Raw genomic sequence first — 19173 nt, forward strand, 5'->3', positions numbered from 1 at the left:
ACCTTGCCCGCGGTGCCGGTGTACTGCCGCGACACACACGCGGACGCGTCGCCGTCCTTCAGGAAACCGGTGTCGTCCACGATCAGCGCGCTCGGCTTGATGGCCTCGTGCATCCGCCACGCCAGCCGGGCCCTCACCTGCGCGGGACTCCACGGACTGGAGGTCACGAAGTGCGCCAGCGCCTGCCGATTACCGTCCTCGCCGAGACGGGCCGCCATCGGCTCCACCGACTTGCGCCGCCCCTCCAGCAGCAGCCCACGCACGTACGCCTGACCCCAGCGGTGCTGATCCGCGCGCGTGAACGCCTCGAACATCTCCGCCGTGAACGCCTCCAGGTCTTCCCGGACCTGATCCAACTCCCCAGGTGTCACACACCATCAACGCACCCACAGCCACAAGGACACGCCACCGGCGAGTACACCTGACCAAGCCCTACTAGTGCCGGGCACGGCACTAGGTGGACGGCTCCTCGGAGGGGACGGGCGGCGGTGGGCTGAGCCGGGCCAGGCCGCTGCGGGTCGCGGCGACCAGCACCCGGTCGCCCGGCTGCAGCCGGTGGCCGCGGTCGGCGAAGTTCCAGAACACCACCCCGGGCCGGCGGGCCAGCCGGACCGCGACCACCCGGACCCCGCCCGCCTCCTCCAGCTCCCACACGGTCCGCCCGAGCAGGGCGGAGCCGGTCCCGGTCCCGGCGGTCTCGGCGGTCAGCTCGGCGAGCAGCAGCACGTGCCGGAAGACCGAGAGGGTGCCGACCACCTCACGCCCCATCAGGGCGGCGGCGAAGCCGGGGGCGGAGAGGTAGGAGACGGAGCGGGAGACCACGTTCCCGAGGGTGGCGTAGACGTGGTGGGCGAACTCGTCGTCGAACAGGCGGACGACGATGCGGATCTCGGGGTGGATCGCCCGGGCCTCCAGCGCCGCCTCCAGATTGGCCGCGTCGTCCCTGGTCACCGAGACCACCGCCCGGGCGTGCTGGACCCGGGCCCGGCGCAGCTGCCCGTCCAACGGGGCGTCACCGAGCAGCACCGGCACGCCGAGCGCCCGCATCGCGGCCACGCCCTGGGACTGCGGGTCGCGCTCCACGCAGACCACCGGCACCCCGGCCTCCCGGAGCATCCCGGCCACCCTGGTCCCGAGGTTGTTCAGCCCGACCACCACCACGTGGTCGCGCAGCCCTGCCCCGGGGCTGCGGGGCAGGCCGCGCCGGCCGCTGGCCAGGGCCTCCACCGCGATGGCGGTGGCCAGCGGGGCGAAGGTGATGCCGCAGAAGGTGACGATCACCTGGGCGGCCCGGGCCCAGGGCCCGCTGCCGTCGCCGGGGGAGTCGCCCGGCCGGTCGGGGTTGGCGGCCCCGGCCACGTCCAGCAGGGTGTAGTAGAGGGCCCAGCCGAGGTGGCCGGTGGACCACCAGATCACCGCCCCGCCGAGCAGCACGGCCGCCAGCGCCACGGTGAGCAGCAGCCGCAGCCGGGCGCTGGTGAAGAACCGCAGGGCGTCCAGCACCCGCCAGCGCAGCCTGGTCCACCAGGGGATGCGGCGGCGCGGCGGGGCGTTCAGCGCCTGGAGCGCGGCGATCCCGCCGGGCTCGCGCTCGGTCCGCTCGGGCGGCGGCCCGCCCTGGCCCTCGTCGCCGAAGCGGCGGGCCAGCTCGATGAACTCGGCGGCCCGGCCGGCGGTGTCGGGGAGCAGCCGCAGCCGGCCCAGGTCCTGCGGGTCGATCCGGTCGGCGACCACGGCGAGCTGGTTCTCGCGGATCTCGTCGTCGTACGCGACGTAGAGGTAACGGCCGTTCACCTGGACCGAGTTGGGCCGCTCCAGGGCGCCGTCGGCGAAGGCCGGGGCGGCGGTGGCGGAGCCGGAGAGCGAGGTGCAGTTGGGCAGCAGCCGCTCGATGTGCTGGCCGAGGCGCTGGTTGTACATCCGCAGCACGATCCGGATGCCGGGGTTGAGCCCCTCGGCGGCCATCGCGGCGTGGATGTTCCCCTGGTCGGTGCCGTCCACCAGGGCGATGCCGTTGGCGGTCTCCACCCCGCAGGCGCTCAGCGTCTCGGCCGAGATGGCGGCGTACTCGTGCACCGCGGCGAGCCCGGGCAGCTGGCTGATCCGCGGACCGTGATCCCGCGTCAGGTCCGGCACCAGCGCGACCACCGGGACATCGTAGTGCTCGATCAGTTCACGGATCAGACGGTGGGCGAGCGCATTGCCGCCGCACACGAGGTAGTGACTCAACCGGTCCCCCGACCTTGTCCCGCTCCGGCCCAGTGGTGCGGCCCCCGTCCCGATCATAACCAGCGAGGTGTCCGCCGGATGTCGGTCGGATGACCGTACCCCGAACGGCCGTTCCGGTACGGCGGACCGCCCGGGCGGGCGGCAGAGTGGGGATGATCGACACCACTGCCCGTCAGGAGCCGCGCCGTGAACGAGGTCCACCGTCCCATCCCGATCCCCGACGAGGAGCAGCCCGGCTTCGAGGGCCCGATCCAGCGGCTGGCGAAGATGGCCTGGCAGGTGCTGCTCGGCGCCGGCATCGTCTCGCTGGCGCTCGGTGTGATCGTCTTCGTCTGGCCGAAGCAGACCCTCTGGGTGGTGGGGGTGCTGTTCGGCCTCTACCTGGTGGTGATCGGCGTGGTGCAGCTGATCGCCGCCTTCGGCACGCACGCGACCACGGCGCTGCGGGTGCTGGCCTTCGTCAGCGGGGCGCTCTGCCTGCTGCTCGGGCTGCTCTGCTTCCGCAGCGCGGTGCAGTCGCTGGCGCTGCTGGGGATCTGGATCGGGATCGGCTGGCTGTTCCGCGGCATCACCCAGCTCGCGGCGACCGCCTCGGACCCGCGGATGCCGGCCCGGGGCTGGCAGGTCTTCGGCGGCGTGCTCAACACCCTGGCGGGCGTGCTGCTGATGGTCTGGCCGGTCGGCTCGGTGGCGGCGCTGACCGTACTGGCGGGAGTGTGGCTGCTGGTGCTCGGGCTGATGGAGATCGTCACCGCGCTCCAGGTGCGGCGCCGCTCGAAGGAGATCCCGGCGGGGGTGTGAGCCCCCGCCGGCGCGGACGGGTCGTCAGCGGTTCTCGAAGGACGGCTTGCGCTTCTCGGCGAAGGCGGCCATCCCCTCCTTCTGGTCCGCGGTGGCGAACAGGGCGTGGAACAGCCGGCGTTCGAAGCGGACGCCCTCGGCGAGGGTGGTCTCGAAGACCCGGTTCACGCTCTCCTTCATCATCACCGAGGCGGTGGTGGACATCGCCGCGACCGTCTCGGCGGTGGCCAGCGCCTCGGTCAGCAGATCGGCGGCGGGCACGATCCGGGCCACCAGCCCGGCCCGCTCGGCCTCCTCGGCGCCCATCATCCGGCCGGTCAGGCAGAGGTCCATCGCCTTGGCCTTGCCGATCGCCCGGGTCAGGCGCTGCGAGCCGCCGATGCCGGGGATGACGCCGAGCTTGATCTCGGGCTGGCCGAACTTCGCGGTGTCGGCCGCGATCAGGATGTCGCAGAGCATCGCCAACTCGCAGCCCCCGCCCAGCGCGTAGCCCGCGACGGCGGCTACCACAGGCTTGCGCAGCCGGCCCAGCTCGTCCCAGGGGCCGAGCCAGTCCTCCAGGTAGACGCCGGGGAACTCGTTGCCCTGCATCTCCTTGATGTCCGCCCCGGCGGCGAAGGCCTTCTCCGAGCCGGTGATCACGGTGCAGCCGATCTCCGGGTTCCGGTCGAAGGCGGTGGCGGCGGCCACCACCTCCCGCATCAGCTGGTTGTTCAGCGCGTTCAGCGCCTCCGGGCGGTTGAGCGTGATCAGCCCGACCCGCCCCTTCTGCTCCACCAGGATCGTCTGGTACTCGGTCATCCTCGTTGACTCCCTCGGTACGCCTGCGGGTCTTCGGGGACAACCTTCCCGAAGAAGGCCGTCACGCACCAGTCTCGCGATCCGAGACGATGATCACGTGTCGAGGGCCCGCTTCAACGCAGCAGGGTGGCCAGCGGACGGGCCGTCACCTGAGCGGCCGGCCGGGAGACGTACAGCACCGCGTGGTACCAGCCCTCCTCCTCCAGCCCGGCCGGGTCGAGCCCCGCCTCCACCGCGGCCCGGAGCGCCCCGTCCCGCTCCTCGGGCCCGGTGAAGCGGCGCTGCGGGAAGGTCCCGGCGGCCCGTTCGGTGACCAGGCCGTACTCGGCCAGCACCTCGGCGATCGGCCCGTACGGCACCGCCCGCAGCACGAAGGCGGCCACCCAGGGCGGTGTGGCGGCGCAGGCCAGCAGGTGGTCGAAGCTCCGCTCGGAGACGTAGCCGACGCCGCCGGTGACGGTCACCAGCCCGACGTCGGCCAGCAGCGCGCGCAGCGCGGGGGAGGGTGCGGCCCGCTCCAGGTTCTCGGCGAAGGCCGCGTCCAGCAGCCCGGCCCGCCGGGCGTACTCGACCGGTCCCGAGGCCACGTCCACGCCGATCACCGGCACCGCCTCGGGCCGCCGCCGGGCGGCGTAGAACTGCCGGTCCCGCAGGGTGAGTTCGGCCGGGGAGAGGGAGTCCAGGGCCGGGTCGGTGTAGCGGTGGTAGAGCTCGGTGAGGGTCAGCTGGTGGTTCAGCAGCGCCGCGTTCACCCCGTAGGAGCAGCACAGGTCCGCCACCGCGCGGGGCGCCCGGGCGGCGGTGAGCAGCCGGAAGACCCGTTGGGCGTGGTGCGGCGTCAGGTACTCGTACGGGCCGAGCGCCCGGAAGTACCCGCGCGGATCCGGCCCCGTGTAGGCGGCGGCGAAGTCGGCCTTGCCGGGCATCGCGTGGCCAGGACTCATGCTGCCTCCACGGCGGGACGGGACGTGTACACACCCCCAGTCAAGACCGCGCGGGGCCGGGTAGCAACGCGCCGCGCCACGGCGGGCGCGCCGCCACCCGGGGCCGGGCCGGCCGGTGCGGGGTCAGCCGGTGCAGCGTCAGCCGGCCAGGCCGAGCTCGTCGCCCGGGCGCGGGGCGAAGAAGGCGGCGACCTGAGCGTCCGTCACCTCGGGGAGGGTGGCGGGGAGCCAGCGGGGGTTGCGGTCCTTGTCGACGACCTGGGCGCGGATGCCCTCGACCAGGTCGGGGGTGGTGAGGGCGGTGCAGGAGATGCGGTACTCCTGGTCGAGGGTCTCGGCCAGGGAGTGGTGGGTGCGGGCGCGGCGCAGGGCGGCCAGGGTGACCTTGAGCATGGTGGGGGACTTGGCCCGGATCTGCTCGGCCGCCTCCTTGGCCTCGGCGGTGCCCTCGGCGTCCAGGCGGTCGAGCACCTCCTCCACCGTGTCGGCGGCGTAGCAGCGGTCGATCCACTCGCGCTGGGCGGCGAGCGCCGCCGCCGGGGCCTCGGCGGCGTGGGTGGCCAGCGCCTCCTCCGGGGTGACCGAGGTGAGGGCGGAGGTGAAGGCGGCGAGCGCCGTGCCCGGGACGAAGTGGTCGGCGAAGCCGCAGAGCAGGGCGTCGCCCGGCCCCATCGCGGAGGCGGTGAGCGCGAGGTGGGTGCCGAGCTCGCCGGGGGCGCGGGCCAGCAGCAGGCTGCCGCCGACGTCCGGCACCAGGCCGATCCTGGTCTCCGGCATGGCCACCACCGTCCCGTCGCTGACCACCCGGACGCCGCCGTGGGCGGAGAGCCCGACCCCGCCGCCCATGGTGATGCCGTCCATCACCGCGACGTAGGGCTTGGGGTAACGGGAGATCAGGTGGTTGGTCAGGTACTCGTCCCGGAAGAACGCCCGGGCCCCGGCCCCGCCCAGCTTGGCGTCGTCGTGCAGCGCCCGGATGTCCGCGCCCGCGCACAGCCCGCGCTCGCCCGCCCCGGTGAGCACCACGGTCTCGACCGCGTCGTCCCCGGCCCAGGCGGTCAGCTTGTCGCGGACCGCGAGCAGCATCTCGTGGGTGAGCGCGTTGAGCGCCCGGGGCCGGTTCAGCATGATCCGCCCGGCCCGGCCGTCCCGGGCCATCAGCACATCCGTCGTCGTCGCCATCTGGAGCGCACTCTCCGTTCGTCGTCGTTTCCGGTCGCCCATGGATCATCGCAGGCGGACACACCGACGCCCCGCCCGGGACGGGACGGGGCGTCGGGGAAGGCGGTACTACGGGACGATCCGGCCGGTGACCTCGCCGAAGGAGAGCAGGGTGCCGTCGGGGCCCGGGGCGGTGGCGGAGATGGTGACGGTGTCGCCGTCCTCCAGGAAGGTGCGGGTGGTGCCGTCGTCGAGCTTGACGGGCTCCTGGCCGTTCCAGGTGAGCTCGATCAGGGCGCCCCGGGTCTCCGGCTCCGGGCCGGAGACGGTGCCGGAGGCGAAGAGGTCGCCGGGGCGCAGCGAGGCGCCGTTGGCGGTCATGTGGGCGAGCTGCTGGGCGGCGGTCCAGTACATCCCGGCGAACGGCGGGCGGGAGATCACCTGGCCGTTCAGACGGACCGTCAGGGAGATGTCCAGGCCCCAGGGCTCGCCCTCGACGTCGGCCAGGTAGGGGAGCAGCTCGGAGCTCCGGGCCGGCGGGGCGACCCGGGCCGCCTCCAGGGCGTCCAGCGGGACCACCCAGGGGGAGAGCGAGGTCGCGAAGGACTTGCCGAGGAAGGGGCCGAGCGGCACGTACTCCCAGGCCTGGATGTCGCGGGCGGACCAGTCGTTGAGCAGGCAGACGCCGAACACGTGCTCGCGGAAGTCGGCCTGGGAGACCGGCCGGCCGAGCTCGGAGCCGGCGCCGACCACGAAGGCGACCTCGGCCTCGATGTCCAGGCGGCGGCTCGGGCCGAACGACGGGACCTCGTCGGTGGGGGCCTTGCGCTGCCCGTGCGGGCGGACCACCTCGGTGCCGGAGACCACCACGGAGCCGGCCCGGCCGTGGTAACCGATCGGCAGGTGCTTCCAGTTGGGGGTGAGCGGCTCGGTGCCGGGGCGGAAGATCTTGCCCAGGTTGGTGGCGTGGTGCTCGGAGGCGTAGAAGTCGACGTAGTCGGCCACCTCGAACGGCAGGTGCAGGGTGACCTCGTCCGCCGGGTGCAGGTGCGGGGAGAGCGCCTCGCGGTGGGTCTCCTCGGAGAGCCAGCGGGTGAGCGCGGACCGCACCGAGGTCCAGACCGGGCGCCCGGCCGCCAGCAGCGGGTTGAGGGTGTCGGCGTCCAGCAGCACCGAGGGCTCCCCGGCGGCCCGGGCGGCGGCGCCGGCGTCCAGCACCGAGTCGCCGACGCGGACCCCGATCCGGCGGCGGCCGGGCTCGTCGGCGGTCGAGAAGACGCCGTAGGGCAGGTTGTGCAGGCCGAACGGCGAGTCCTGCGCGGAGGCGAGCCAGCTGGTCAAGACTTCTCCCGGGTGAGCAGGCCGAGCTCGGCCAGGTCGGCGAGCGGCTCGGCGATGGAGCAGGTGCCGAAGGCGGTGAACGATCGGCGGGCGGTGGTGATCTGCTGGTCCGTCAACTGCCGTGCGGCGTCGGCGAGGCGGCCCCCCGACCGCTCGGCGAGGTAGTCGGCGGCGCGGTCCGGATCGGCGGCGGCGAGCAGCACGTTGAGGAAGCCGTGGTGCTCGAAGCCGGTCTCCGGGTCGGTGTGCCGGACGGCGTTGTGCAGCCCGGCGGTGAGCTTGTACGGGATGCCCCGCTCGGCGCAGCCGGTCAGGAAGGCGGCCAGCTCGGCCTCGGTCGGGAAGGCCCCGGCGGCCAGCCCCCCGGTGCGGAACTTGGCCCGGTGCCGGGTGCCCGCCAGCTGGTCCAGCTGCTTCAACAGCAGCTCGCCCGGCGGGAGTTCGAGCGCGGCGACGACCTCCGGGGGCAGCCCGGCGGGCAGCTCGGCGGCGGCCACCTCGACCCCGGTCACGTCCAGCCCGGCCACCGGGGTGAACCGCCCGGTGCCCGGTGCCAGGACCAGCGCGACGGGGAACTCCGGCCGCAGCGCGGCCAGTTCGCCCGCCCGTCCGGCGCCGCAGAGGAACGGGCCGACCGCCGGCGCGTACCAGGCCAGGCGGTGCCCGTGGTGTGCGGGCACCGCCTCGCCCAGCGGCAGGTCTCCCGGCGGGAAGACCGACGCGTCGTCGAAGAGTCCTCGGAACAGCGGCGGCACGGGAGGCGTCACTTGCGGCCGCCCGACCAGCTCCAGGCGTACTTGCCGTCGTCCGTCGCGGTGCCGCCCTCGCCGAGCTCCAGCGGGCGGAAGGTGTCCACCATCACCGCCAGCTCGTCGAAGAACTCCGCGCCGATCGAGCGCTCGTAGGCGCCCGGCTGCGGGCCGTGGGTGTGGCCGCCGGGGTGCAGCGAGATCGAGCCCTGTCCGATCCCCGAGCCCTTGCGGGCCTCGTAGTTGCCGCCGCAGTAGAACATGACCTCGTCGCTGTCCACGTTGGCGTGGTAGTACGGCACCGGGATGGAGAGCGGGTGGTAGTCCACCTTGCGCGGCACGAAGTTGCAGATCACGAAGTTGTTGCCCTCGAAGACCTGGTGGGACGGCGGCGGCTGGTGGATCCGGCCGGTGATCGGCTCGTAGTCCCGGATGTTCAGCGCGTACGGGTAGAGGCAGCCGTCCCAGCCGACCACGTCGAAGGGGTGGTGCGGCACGGTGTACCGGGTGCCCACCACGCCCTGCGGGCCGCGGTGCTTGACCAGCACGTCCACCGGGCCGTCGTGCTCGGCCAGCAGCGGGCCGGCCGGGCCGCGCAGGTCGCGCTCGCAGTACGGCGCGTGCTCCAGCAACTGGCCGAAGCGCGAGAGGTAGCGCTTGGGCGGGGTGATGTGGCTGTTCGCCTCGATGCAGTAGGCGCGCAGCGGGGCGTCCCCGGTGGGGACCCAACGGTGCGTGGTGGCACGGGGGATGATGACGTAGTCCCCCTCCCCGACCTCCAGCGAGCCGAACACCGTCTCCAGCACGCCGGTGCCGGACTCGACGTAGACGCACTCGTCGCCGAGCCCGTTGCGGTACAGCTCGCTCGGCGCGCCGGCCGCCACGTAGGACAGCCGCACGTCGCCGTTGCCGAGCACCAGACGGCGCCCGGCGACGGCGTCGACGTCCTTCCACTCCTCGCCCGGGAAGAGCTCGTGGAGCTTCAGGTGCCGGGGCAGCAGGGGCAGGTTGGGCGTGGTCGACTGGTCCGGCAGCTCCCACGGGGCGGCGTCCGTGATCGCGGACGGGATGCCCTTGTGGTACAGCAGCGAGGAGTCCGAGGAGAACCCCTCCTCACCCATCAACTCCTCGTAGTAGAGCGCCCCTTCGGGGGTACGGTGCTGGGTGTGCCGCTTCGGCGGGATGCTGCCGAGCTGCCGGTAGTGCGCCATCGTCCTGCTCCTCCTGGGCCGGTCTCAGAGGTTCCCGCGGATGTCCTGCTCGCGCTCCAGGGACTCGAAGAGCGCCTTGAAGTTGCCCTTCCCGAAGCCCAGCGAACCGTGCCGCTCGATGAACTCGAAGAACACCGTCGGCCGGTCGCCCTGCGGCTTGGTGAAGATCTGCAGCAGGTATCCGTCCTCGTCACGGTCGACCAGAATGCCGCGCTTCTTGAGCTCCTCGACCGGGACGCGGACCTTGCCGATGCGCTCGCGCAGCTCCGGGTCGTCGTAGTACGAGTCCGGGGTGGAGAGGAACTCCACGCCGTTGGCGCGCAGGATGTCCACCGTGGTCAGGATGTCGTTGGTGGCCAGCGCCAGGTGCTGGCAGCCCGGGCCGCCGTAGAACTCCAGGTACTCGTCGATCTGGGACTTCTTCTTGGCGATGGCCGGCTCGTTCAGCGGGAACTTCACCCGGTGGTTGCCGCTGGCGACCACCTTGCTCATCAGCGCCGAGTACTCGGTGGCGATGTCGTCGCCGACGAACTCGGCCATGTTCTCGAAGCCCATGACCCGGTTGTAGAACGCCACCCACTCGTCCATCTTGCCGAGCTCGACGTTGCCCACCGCGTGGTCCAGGGCCTGGAACAGGCGCTTGGGGTGGCCCTCCGGGCGCTGCACCCGGGTCTGCGCGGCGACGAAGCCGGGCAGGTACGGGCCCTTGTAGCGGGAGCGGTCGATCAGGGTGTGCCGGGTCTCGCCGTAGGTGGCGATGGCCGCGCGGCGCACGGTGCCGTTCTCGTCCGAGACGTCGTTCGGCTCCTCCAGCACGGTGGCGCCCGTCGCGCGGGCGTGCGCGATGCACTTGTCCACGTCCGGCACCTCGAGGGCGAGGTCGACCACGCCGTCGCCGTGGCGGCGGTGGTGGTCCAGCAGCGGGCTGTCCGGGGCGACGCCGCCCTTGATGACGAAGCGGCAGGAACCGGAGCGCAGCACGAAGGCCTTGCGGTCGCGGCGGCCGGTCTCGGGACCGGAGTAGGCGACCAGCTCCATGCCGAACACGGCCTGGTAGAACTGCGCCGTCTGGGTGGCGTTGCCCACCACGAAGACGACCGCGTCCTGGGCGGTCACCGGGAAGGGGTCACCGGCGGCGTCGTGCTCGACCAGGCCCACCAGGCGGCGCAGCTGCTCCGCGTCGAGCCCGGCCTCCAGCTCCTCGGGGGTCAGTTCAACGGCGTTGGTGGTCATGGGTGGTTCCTCCACGTCGAGGCATGCGGTGCGCTGAGCTTGCTCCCGTCCGGTCGGTTGGGCAACAGGTCGGCCCCGGGCTGCGCAGTGTGTACAAGATGGGCAGGGGTGCGCCGGTACGGCTGGACAGATTGCCCAGTCGGGGCCGGTTAGGCTCCACTCGCCAGGATCTCCAGCACCTCCCGGTCCGAGGTCTGGCCGAAGTCCGCGTAGAACGCGCCCACGGCGAAGAAGCGGTCCGGCTCGTGCACGCAGACCAGCTCGTCGGCCTCGCCGGCCAGCCCGGCCCGCCAGCCGGCCGGGGCCACCGGGACGGCCAACACCAGCCGGGCGGCGCCGCGCTGACGGAGCGTCCGGCAGGCCGCCCGGGCGGTGGAGCCGGTGGCCAGGCCGTCGTCCACCACGACCACGGTGCGCCCGGTGAGCGGCAGCGGCGGGCGGCCGCCCCGGTAGCGGGCGGCCCGGCGGGCCAGCTCGGCGCGCTCGGCCCGTTCCACGGCGGCGAGTTGATCCTCCGTCACCCGGGTGCCGCGGAGCACCTCCTGGTCCAGCACCAGGGCGCCGTCCTCGCCGACCGCGCCCATGGCCAGCTCCGGCTGCCACGGGACCCCGAGCTTGCGCACCACGCAGACGTCCAGCGGAGCCCCCAGCGCGGCCGCCACCTCGGCGGCCACCGGCACCCCGCCGCGCGGCAGCCCGGCCACCACCACGCCCGGGCGCGGCCCCAGCACGGCTGCCAGCCGGCGCCCGGCGTCCCCGCGGTCGGTGAAGTGCACGGTCCCGCCTCCTCGCTCCCACGGTACGTCCGCGGTCCCGGGCCCGGACCGGGACAACGGGGGCCGCGCGCCGGGACCGGGAGGGCCCGGTGCCGGGACCGGAAGGTGGCGCTGCGCCCGTGCGTCCGGGACGCCGGGCCGGGGAACTTGGAGCTCCGAACCAAGAACGGAACGAGGGAGGCCCTCCCGTGGCCGCCAAGACCAACACCCCCGCGCACGGCCTGTTCACCACCGGCGAGCCGATCAGCGCCTGGACGGTCAGCACCGCGCTTCCCGTCACCTACCAGGTGGCCTTCACCCCGCAGATCCTCGGCCCGGCCAACCCCGCGCTGGCCCACGCCGGGGCGCCCGCCGGGCGCCGCCTGGTGGTGGTGGAGGAGACCGTGCACCGGCTCTACGGGGACCGGATCCGCGGCTACTTCGCCGCCCGGGGCCTGGAGGCGGCGCTCTGCGTGCTGCCGGCCCACGAGCAGGTCAAGACCATGGACTCGGTCTTCCGGGTGGCCGAGCAGATGGACCGCTTCGGGGTCTCCCGGCGGAACGAGCCGGTGATCGCGATGGGCGGCGGCGTGCTGATGGACGTGGTCGGCCTGGCCTGCAGCCTGTACCGGCGCTCCACCCCGTTCGTCCGGGTGCCCACCACCCTGATCGGGCTGGTGGACGCCGGGGTCGGCGCCAAGACCGGGGTCAACTTCGGCCCGCACAAGAACCGGCTCGGCACCTACCACCCGGCCGCCGTCACCCTGCTCGACCCGGCCTTCCTGGCCACCCTGGACGAGCGCCACCTGAGCAACGGGCTGGCCGAGGTCCTCAAGGTCGCGCTGATCAAGGACAAGCGGCTCTTCGAGCTGCTGGACCGCACCGGCGAGCAGCTGATCGAGCAGCGCTTCCAGGGTCCGACCCCCGGCGGCGAGGTGCTGGTGCGGGCGGTGCACGGGATGCTCCAGGAGCTCCAGCCCAACCTCTGGGAGCACCGCCTGGAGCGCTCGATGGACTACGGGCACTCGTTCAGCCCGACCGTCGAGATGCGCGCGCTGCCCGAGCTGCTGCACGGCGAGGCGGTCTGCCTCGACATGGCGCTCACCACCGTGCTCGCCCAGCGGAGGGGACTGGTCGAGCCGGCCGAACGGGACCGGGTGCTGGCGGTCATGCGCAAGCTCCGACTGCCGCTCTGGCACCGGCTGTTGGACGCCGGGACGCTGGCCGACGCGCTGGCCGACACCGTCCGGCACCGCGACGGGCGGCAGCGCTTCCCGCTCCCGGTCGGCATCGGCGCCGGCTGCTTCGCCGACGACGTCACGGCCGCCGAGATCGCCTCGGCCGCCGCCGAGTTGGAGGAGCTGGCATGCGCAGCGCGGTGATCGTGGCCGACACCCGGGGGCCGGCCGACGTGCACGGTGTGCACGGCACCCACGGGCTCACCCACTGGACCTGCCTGGCCCGCCGGCCCGGCCTGCACGGCGGCTGGGAGGCCGTCGAGTGGGCCAGCCTGCCGCCGGGCGGGGTCAGCGGGGAGCACCTGCACACCAGGACCGAGGAGGTCTACGTCCTCCTCACCGGCCGCGGCGAAGTCACGCTCGACGGCCACCCCCACCCCGTCGGGGCCGGTGACGTCATCCTCACCGGGCTCGGCACCACGCACGGCCTGCGCAACACCGGGGCCGAAGCGCTGGACTGGCTGGTGATCGAAATGCCCGCACCCCGACCCGCACCCCGCCCCGACCGCTCTCCCGAGCAGGACCTCGCCCAGCTGCCCCGCCCCCGCACGCCGATCATGCGGCACGCGGTGGTCACCAACCTGCGCCGGGTCGGCCCGATCGACCCCGGCGTGGTGCTCACCGGGCCGCTGGTCCGCCTGGAGGTGGTCCGGCTCGCGCCGGGCGCCCGGGCCTCGCTCGTGGCCGACGGCGTCGAGCACACCGTCTTCGTGACGGCCGGCCGCGGCCGGGCCGCCGCCGGGGACGTCCGGGTCCCGATGGAGCCCGGACGCTCCGTCACCCTCCCGCTCGGCACCTCGGCGGCGTTCACCGCCGGGCACGACGGGCTGGAGTACGTCCACGCGGTGCTCCTCGTGACACCGCCCGCCACCGGAGGCGCATCCGAATGATCGTCAGCGACACGGCGCACGCCGCCGTGCATCTGGGCCCCGGCACCCAGCGGGTCCGCACCCGCTGCCTGGCCCGCCGGGGCATGCTGCACAGCGAGACCGAGGCCGTCGACCACGTCCGGCTCAGCCCCGGCGCCTGCTACGACCTCACCGGCCGGGGCTCCACCGAGGCCGCCTGGTACGTGCTGCGCGGCCCGGTCGCGCTGCTGGACTGCCCCGAGCAGCCGCTGCGCACCCTGACCGAGGGCGACCTGCTGCTCGCCCCCGAGGGAGGCAGGGTCCACCTGCACGGCGGCCCGCTCGGCGCCGAGCTGCTCTGCCTGACCGTCACCCCGGCCGCCGTGAGCGGCGAACTCCCCTCCCGCAAGCCCGACTTGCTGGTCCACGGGGGCTGACCTGGGCCGGCCGCCCGGGGCCACGGCAGGGCCGGAACGGGACCCCGCGCCCTGCCGCCCGGGACAGCGGGCGGGACATCGTCGAAGCAGAGAGAACGAGCAAGGAGCGTCAGAGATGACCAGCACCGCGATCACCGCCCTCCACCGGGGCCGCGCCGTCGACCCCGGCCGGGTGCTCACCGGACCGCTGCGCGGCGTCGGGCTCTCCTGGCTCGACCCGGGCGACAGCGTCCAGCTGACCTCGGACGAGGTGGAGCACACCCTCTACGTCACCGCCGGCGGCGGCGAGGCCGCCACCGGGGAGACCGAGGTGCCGCTCGCCGAGGGCACCGCCGTCACCCTGCCTCTGGGCGGCGAACTCACCCTCACCGCCGGGGAGTTGGGCCTGGAGTACTTCCACGCCGTGCTCGCCGTCCCCACCCTCTCGGGAGATGAACCCCGATGATCGTCACCACCGCCTCCGCCTCCGCGATGACCGTGGTCGGCCCCGGCAGCGAGCGTGTCCGGGTCTCCACCCTGGCCCGCCGCGACCTGGTCCGGGCCGACTGCGAGTCCTTCGAGCACCTGCGGCTCAGCCCCGGCGCCACCCACCTGCGGCCCGGCCGCCGGGAGACCGAGACCGCCTGGTACGTCCTGCGCGGCCCGGTCCTGGCCGACCAGCAGCCCGGCGAGGCCCACCACCTGGCCGACACCGGCGACCTGCTGCTCGTCCCGGCCGGCCAGGACCTCACCCTGGTGGCCGGCCCGCTCGGTGCCGAGCTGCTCTGCCTGGCGCTGGGCGCGGCCCGCCGCCCCCGGCGCCACCCGCGCCTGCGCCGGGCCGTCCGGCCGTGACCGCGCTCCCCGGCGCCCGCGCCGTCCACCACGTCGCGTACACCGTCCCCGACCTGGACCAGGCGGTGGAGTTCTTCACCGGGCTGCTCGGCGCCGAGCTGGTCTACCGCACCGGCCCGGTCCGGGACCCTGACGGGGACTGGATGGAGCGTCAACTCGGCGTTCACCCAAGGGCGGTGGCCCACATCGCGATGCTGCGGCTGGGCCCGGTGAGCAACCTCGAACTCTTCCAGTACGAGGCGCCGGGCCAGCGCCGCGAGTTCCCGCGCAACAGCGACTGGGGCGGCCACCACCTGGCCATCGCGGTGGCCGACGTGGACGCCGCCGCCGCGTACCTGCGCGCGCACGGTGTGGAGGTGCTCGGCGAGCCGGAGACGGTCGCCGAGGGCGGCCCGATCGACGGCGACCGCTGGGTCTACTTCCGCGCCCCCTGGGGTCTCCAGCTGGAGCTGATCGACCTGCCGCGCGGCCTGCCGTACGAGCGGCTGACCGCCGCCCGGCTCTACCACCCCGACAGCGACTGGAGTTGACCGATGATCAGCGCCACCGCCGCGGTGGTCCGCGGCCCCGGGGAGCCCTTCCGGCTCGAACCCGTGCTGCTGGACGAACCCCGGCCGGACGAGGTGCTGGTCGAGGTGGCCGCCGCCGGGATCTGCCACACCGACCTGAGCGTGCGGGCCGGGCACACCCCGGGCCCGCTGCCGGGCGTGCTCGGCCACGAGGGCACCGGCACCGTGCGGCGGGTCGGCCGCGCGGTCACCGGGCTGCGGCCCGGCCAGCAGGTGGTGCTGACCTTCGCCTCTTGCGGGCAGTGCCCCGACTGCCGCGCCTCCCGCCCGATCCGCTGTGAGCACTGGCCCCGGCTGAACCTGTCCGGCGGGGCCCGGCTCGACGGCAGCCCGACCCTGCGGGCGGCCGACGGCTCGCCCCTGCGCGGGCACTTCTTCGGCCAGTCCTCCTTCGCCACCCACGCGCTGGTGACCGAGCGGAACGCCGTCCCGGTGCTCGGCGGACTGCCGCCGGAGCTGCTGGCCCCGTTCGGCTGCGGGGTGCAGACCGGGGCCGGGGCGGTGTTCAACGTGCTGCGCCCGGAGCCCGGTTCGACCCTGGTGGTGTTCGGCGCCGGGGCGGTCGGCCTGGCCGCCCTGCTGGCGGCCCGGCTCACCCCGGCCACCGGGCTGGTCGCGGTGGACGTCCGGCCGGACCGGCTGGAGCTGGCCCGGGAGCTGGGCGCCACGGCGGTACTGGACGCCACCGCCGTCGATCCGGTGGCGGCCGTCCGGGAGCTGACCGGCGGCCGGGGCGCCGAGTACACCCTGGAGACCAGCGGGCAGCTCGCCGCGCTCGGCCAGGCCGTCGGGGCGCTGGCGGTCGGCGGCACCTGCGCCGTGGTCGGCGCCCCGCCGCGCGGCAGCGAGCTGGCGCTGGACGTGCCCGCCCTGCTGGACCGCACGCCCACGATCGTCGGCGTCAACCAGGGCGCGAGCCTGCCCGGGCGATTCCTGCCCGCTCTGGTGGAGCTGTTCCGGGCCGGCCGGCTGCCGGTCGACCGGCTGGTGCGGACCTTCCCGTTCGCCGAGATCGAGGCGGCGGCCGCCGCAGCACGGGCCGGCGAGGTGGTGAAGCCTGTCCTGGTGATGGGCTGACCCGCCGTCAAGCCGCGTCGCACCGCCAGCATGTCACGCTAAGTCATATATGAGGCACTGGTAGTGTCGGCCGGGTGGATGAGCAGCAGAGGGACACCGGTGCCGTGCGTGTACTGATCGTCGATGACCACCCCCTCTTCCGGGAGGGGTTGAAGGCCGCGCTGCAGAGTGCCGAGGGCATCGAGGTGGTGGGCGAGGCCGAGACCGTGGCCGCCGTCCCCGGGGCGGTCGCCGACCTGCTGCCCGACGTGGTGGTGCTCGACCTCTCGCTGCCGGACGGCTCCGGCCTGGAGGCCGCCCGCCTGCTGGCCGCGCAGACCCCGACCGCGCCGGTGCTGATGCTGACCATGGCCGACGACGACGGCAGCCTGCTGGCCGCCCTCCAGGCCGGGGCCCGGGGCTACCTGGTCAAGGGCGCCGGGCGGGACGAGGTGCTGCACGCGGTGCGCACGGTGGCGGCCGGCGGGGCGGTCTTCGGCTCCGACATCGCCGCCCGGATCACCGCCCTGCTGGCCGGCACCAAGCTGCGCGAGGCCGGGCAGCTCTTCCCGACCCTGACCGCCCGCGAGGCCGAGGTGCTCAACCTGGTCGCCAAGGGCCTGGACAACCGCCGGATCGCCCGCGAGCTGGTGGTGGCCGAGAAGACCGTCCGCAACCACGTCACCCACATCTTCGAGAAGCTCCACGTGGCCACCCGGGCCGAGGCGGTGGCCCGGGCCAGGGACATGGGCCTGGGCGACGACTGACGCACCGTCGGGCCCAACCGACAGGGATGGGGGCGGGGCCAGGACGGGACCAGCGGCCCGTGCGTCCGGGACAACGACCGGACGACCATGGGCACCCCAAGGGGTCACGGGCGAGGAGCACAGTCGATGAGCCAACCTCAGAGCACCAGCACCGCCCGGGCCCTCGCGGTGTCCGGGCTCGCCCTTCTGGCGGCCCTGCTCTGGGCCGGTCTGGCCATCGCCCACCCCGGGCGCGGCTTCGAGCAGCAGTACTTCTACGACGGCGGCTGGGTCGCCTTCGGGCTCACCCTCGCGCTCTGCGGCGTGACGCTGGTGCTGAACCGCAACGCGGTCGGCCTCGGCGTCCTGCTCCTGCTGTCCGGGCTGCTGATCCCGGCCGGGGCGGCCGCCGAACTGCTCGCCGGGCTCACCGAGGCCGGGCCGGCCTTCGTGTGGGCGTCGACCTCGGTGGCGTACGCCTCGCAGGTCTGTTTCATGGCGCTGCTGATCGCCCTGCCGCTCTGGCTGCCCGGCATGCGCCTGCCCACCCGGGCGAGGTGGGCGCTGCCGGGCGTGCTGCTGCTGGCCCTGCCGATCGGGTGGGTCAACGTCTGTCTGAACGACCCGCTCTACGGGCGGCCCAACCCCTACCGGCAGAGCTCCCTGAACACCTGGCTCGACTCGTGGTTCAGCCTCGGGGTCTCGTACCACGTGCTGCTGGCCGCCACCTGCCTGACGCTGCTCGTCGCGGCCGTCCGCTGGTACCGCTCGCCCGGGCCGCACCCCTTCCAGCGCGAGCTGATCGCCGCCTACCTGCTGTGGAACGTGCTGGTCACCGTCCCGTACTACATCGGCTACCAGGCCGAATGGCTCATCTACGCGACCTTCCTGGCCGGTGTGGTGGCCTGGGCCCTGGTGCCGGCCGCCGCCTTCCGGCGGGACCACTCGATGGCGCTGGACCGGGCCACCCGCCGCTACCTGGTCGGGTACGCCTTCGGCACGCTGCTCTTCGTGGTGGTCACCGCCGCCGCCGTGCTGGCCCAACTGCTGCTGCCCGGCGGCTCGGCCGGTGCCCGCTGGATGCTGCTGGTCAGCGTGGGCGCGCTCGGCGCGCTGCTCCAGCCCGCGGCCCACTTCATGACCCGGCTGGTCGACCGGTACTACTACGGCGAGCGGGCCCAGCCCTACCAGCTGGCGCGCGGACTGGCCGAGCGGATGAGCCACACCGTCAGCCCGGCCCAGGCCCCGCCGCTGCTCTGCCGGACGGTGGTGGAGGCGCTCGGCCTGCCCGGGGCCCGGGTCCAGGTGGAGACCAGGAGCGGGCCCAGGGAGCTGGCCGGACTGGGGGACCCGGGCCCGTCAGCCGAGAGCTTCCCGCTGAGCTACGAGGGCGTGGTGATCGGGCGGTTGACGGTCTCTCCGCGCTCGGGGCAGCGCGAGCTGGACCGGCAGGACCGCGAGGTGCTCCGGCTGCTCGCCGACCAGGCCTCCCCCTCGATCGCCGCGATCGGCCTCTACGAGGACCTCCAGGACAGCCGCAAACGGATCGTGCTGGCCCGGGAGGAGGAGCGGCGCCGGCTGCGGCACGACCTGCACGACGGGCTCGGCCCTGCGCTCTCCGGCCTGCGGCTCCAGGTGGACGCGGCGCAGACCGGGCTGCCGCCCGGCTCGGCGGTGGCGGGTTCGCTCACCACCGCCTCGGCCGGGATCGGCTGTGCCATCACCGAACTGCGCCGGATCACCGACGGGTTGGCGCCCGCCGCGCTCGACGGGTCGGGCCTGGCCGGGGCGCTGCGCGGCCTGGCCGACGGGCTGGGCCACCGGGCCCTGCGGGTCACCCTGGAGCTGGACCCCGACCCGCTGCCGCCGCTGCCGGCCGCCGTGGAGGTGGCGGTCTACCGGATCAGTGGCGAGGCGCTCAACAACGTGGTCCGCCACTCCGGTGCCTCCGCGGTCCGGCTCAGCCTGAGGGTCGGGCCGGAGGAGGTCACCGTCGAGGCGACGGACGACGGCGCGGGCTTCCCGGCCCACCACTCGATCGCCGGGGTCGGCCTGCGGTCGATGGCCGAGCGCGCCGAGGAGCTGGGCGGCACCTTCACCGCCGTGAACGACTCCGGCGGCGCCCGGGTCCGCGCGGTCTTCCCCCGGGTCCACGGCTGACCGGTCCGGGACCGGGCGGGGACCAGCAGCTCATGCGGCCGGGACCGCTCCGGGCGGAAG

At 74.2% G+C, this 19173-nt stretch carries 19 protein-coding genes and 1 pseudogene; 10 read left to right on the forward strand and 10 right to left on the reverse strand.

All coding sequences use genetic code 11. The features are described from left to right. Both ACZ6ZR_RS30150 and ACZ6ZR_RS30155 read right to left on the reverse strand, forming a co-directional pair. On the reverse strand, positions 1-371 hold a 371-nt coding region (locus ACZ6ZR_RS30150; protein WP_465647681.1), incomplete at its 3' end, for a transposase. An 82-nt stretch (positions 372-453) separates the two neighbouring features. Continuing rightward, entirely contained in the window at positions 454-2229 is a 1776-nt protein-coding gene (locus ACZ6ZR_RS30155; protein WP_465647683.1) for an NAD-binding protein, read from the reverse strand. 186 nt (positions 2230-2415) lie between these two features. Between ACZ6ZR_RS30155 and ACZ6ZR_RS30160 the strand changes: the two genes are divergently transcribed. Continuing rightward, entirely contained in the window at positions 2416-3030 is a 615-nt protein-coding gene (locus tag ACZ6ZR_RS30160; protein WP_465647685.1) for an HdeD family acid-resistance protein, read from the forward strand. 24 nt (positions 3031-3054) lie between these two features. Here ACZ6ZR_RS30160 and ACZ6ZR_RS30165 read toward each other — a convergent pair whose 3' ends face one another. From ACZ6ZR_RS30165 to ACZ6ZR_RS30200, 8 genes and pseudogenes are all read right to left on the reverse strand, one after another. Continuing rightward, a complete protein-coding gene (locus ACZ6ZR_RS30165) occupies positions 3055-3831 on the reverse strand; it encodes an enoyl-CoA hydratase (RefSeq protein ID WP_465647687.1) in 777 nt (258 codons plus the stop codon). 113 nt (positions 3832-3944) lie between these two features. Further along, a complete protein-coding gene (locus ACZ6ZR_RS30170) occupies positions 3945-4775 on the reverse strand; it encodes a hypothetical protein (protein ID WP_465647689.1) in 831 nt (276 codons plus the stop codon). Between the two features lie 138 nt (positions 4776-4913). After that, a complete protein-coding gene (locus tag ACZ6ZR_RS30175; protein ID WP_465647690.1) occupies positions 4914-5957 on the reverse strand; it encodes an enoyl-CoA hydratase/isomerase family protein in 1044 nt (347 codons plus the stop codon). A gap of 108 nt (positions 5958-6065) precedes the next feature. Beyond that, a complete protein-coding gene (gene fahA, locus ACZ6ZR_RS30180) occupies positions 6066-7277 on the reverse strand; it encodes a fumarylacetoacetase (RefSeq protein ID WP_465647692.1) in 1212 nt (403 codons plus the stop codon). Next, on the reverse strand, positions 7274-8044 hold the full coding sequence (locus tag ACZ6ZR_RS30185) for a hypothetical protein (RefSeq protein WP_465647694.1): 771 nt from the start codon (positions 8042-8044) through the stop codon (positions 7274-7276). The genes fahA and ACZ6ZR_RS30185 overlap by 4 nt, the downstream gene beginning before the upstream one ends. After that, positions 8041-9237 carry a cupin domain-containing protein gene (locus ACZ6ZR_RS30190; RefSeq protein ID WP_465647696.1) on the reverse strand — a complete coding sequence of 399 codons (1197 nt, stop codon included), beginning with the start codon at positions 9235-9237 and terminating at the stop codon, positions 8041-8043. The genes ACZ6ZR_RS30185 and ACZ6ZR_RS30190 overlap by 4 nt, the downstream gene beginning before the upstream one ends. 24 nt (positions 9238-9261) lie before the next feature. Continuing rightward, positions 9262-10398 carry a 4-hydroxyphenylpyruvate dioxygenase gene (gene hppD, locus ACZ6ZR_RS30195; protein ID WP_465647830.1) on the reverse strand — a complete coding sequence of 379 codons (1137 nt, stop codon included), beginning with the start codon at positions 10396-10398 and terminating at the stop codon, positions 9262-9264. Between the two features lie 233 nt (positions 10399-10631). Next, positions 10632-11246, reverse strand: a pseudogene (locus tag ACZ6ZR_RS30200) (phosphoribosyltransferase); the annotation flags it as partial. A 188-nt stretch (positions 11247-11434) separates the two neighbouring features. Between ACZ6ZR_RS30200 and ACZ6ZR_RS30205 the strand changes: the two are divergent. From ACZ6ZR_RS30205 to ACZ6ZR_RS30245, 9 genes are all read left to right on the forward strand, one after another. Further along, positions 11435-12607 (forward strand): sedoheptulose 7-phosphate cyclase, encoded by a 1173-nt coding sequence (locus ACZ6ZR_RS30205; RefSeq protein WP_465647698.1) that lies wholly within the window; start codon positions 11435-11437, stop codon positions 12605-12607. Then, positions 12592-13353, forward strand: coding sequence for a cupin domain-containing protein (locus ACZ6ZR_RS30210; RefSeq protein WP_465647700.1), 762 nt, complete (start codon positions 12592-12594; stop codon positions 13351-13353). The genes ACZ6ZR_RS30205 and ACZ6ZR_RS30210 overlap by 16 nt, the downstream gene beginning before the upstream one ends. Further along, positions 13350-13748 (forward strand): hypothetical protein, encoded by a 399-nt coding sequence (locus ACZ6ZR_RS30215; protein WP_465647702.1) that lies wholly within the window; start codon positions 13350-13352, stop codon positions 13746-13748. The genes ACZ6ZR_RS30210 and ACZ6ZR_RS30215 overlap by 4 nt, the downstream gene beginning before the upstream one ends. Positions 13749-13863: 115 nt before the next feature. Then, positions 13864-14193 (forward strand): hypothetical protein, encoded by a 330-nt coding sequence (locus tag ACZ6ZR_RS30220; protein ID WP_465647704.1) that lies wholly within the window; start codon positions 13864-13866, stop codon positions 14191-14193. After that, positions 14190-14582, forward strand: coding sequence for a hypothetical protein (locus tag ACZ6ZR_RS30225; protein ID WP_465647706.1), 393 nt, complete (start codon positions 14190-14192; stop codon positions 14580-14582). The genes ACZ6ZR_RS30220 and ACZ6ZR_RS30225 overlap by 4 nt, the downstream gene beginning before the upstream one ends. Further along, entirely contained in the window at positions 14579-15112 is a 534-nt protein-coding gene (locus tag ACZ6ZR_RS30230) for a VOC family protein (protein WP_465647708.1), read from the forward strand. The genes ACZ6ZR_RS30225 and ACZ6ZR_RS30230 overlap by 4 nt, the downstream gene beginning before the upstream one ends. A 3-nt stretch (positions 15113-15115) precedes the next feature. Further along, positions 15116-16228 (forward strand): NAD(P)-dependent alcohol dehydrogenase, encoded by a 1113-nt coding sequence (locus ACZ6ZR_RS30235; protein ID WP_465647710.1) that lies wholly within the window; start codon positions 15116-15118, stop codon positions 16226-16228. Positions 16229-16302: 74 nt separating this feature from the next. After that, on the forward strand, positions 16303-16974 hold the full coding sequence (locus tag ACZ6ZR_RS30240; protein WP_449794595.1) for a response regulator: 672 nt from the start codon (positions 16303-16305) through the stop codon (positions 16972-16974). A gap of 126 nt (positions 16975-17100) precedes the next feature. Next, positions 17101-19113 (forward strand): sensor histidine kinase, encoded by a 2013-nt coding sequence (locus ACZ6ZR_RS30245; protein ID WP_465647712.1) that lies wholly within the window; start codon positions 17101-17103, stop codon positions 19111-19113. Positions 19114-19173: the final 60 nt, after the last annotated feature.

The organism is Kitasatospora sp. NPDC088742, from assembly GCF_055584905.1.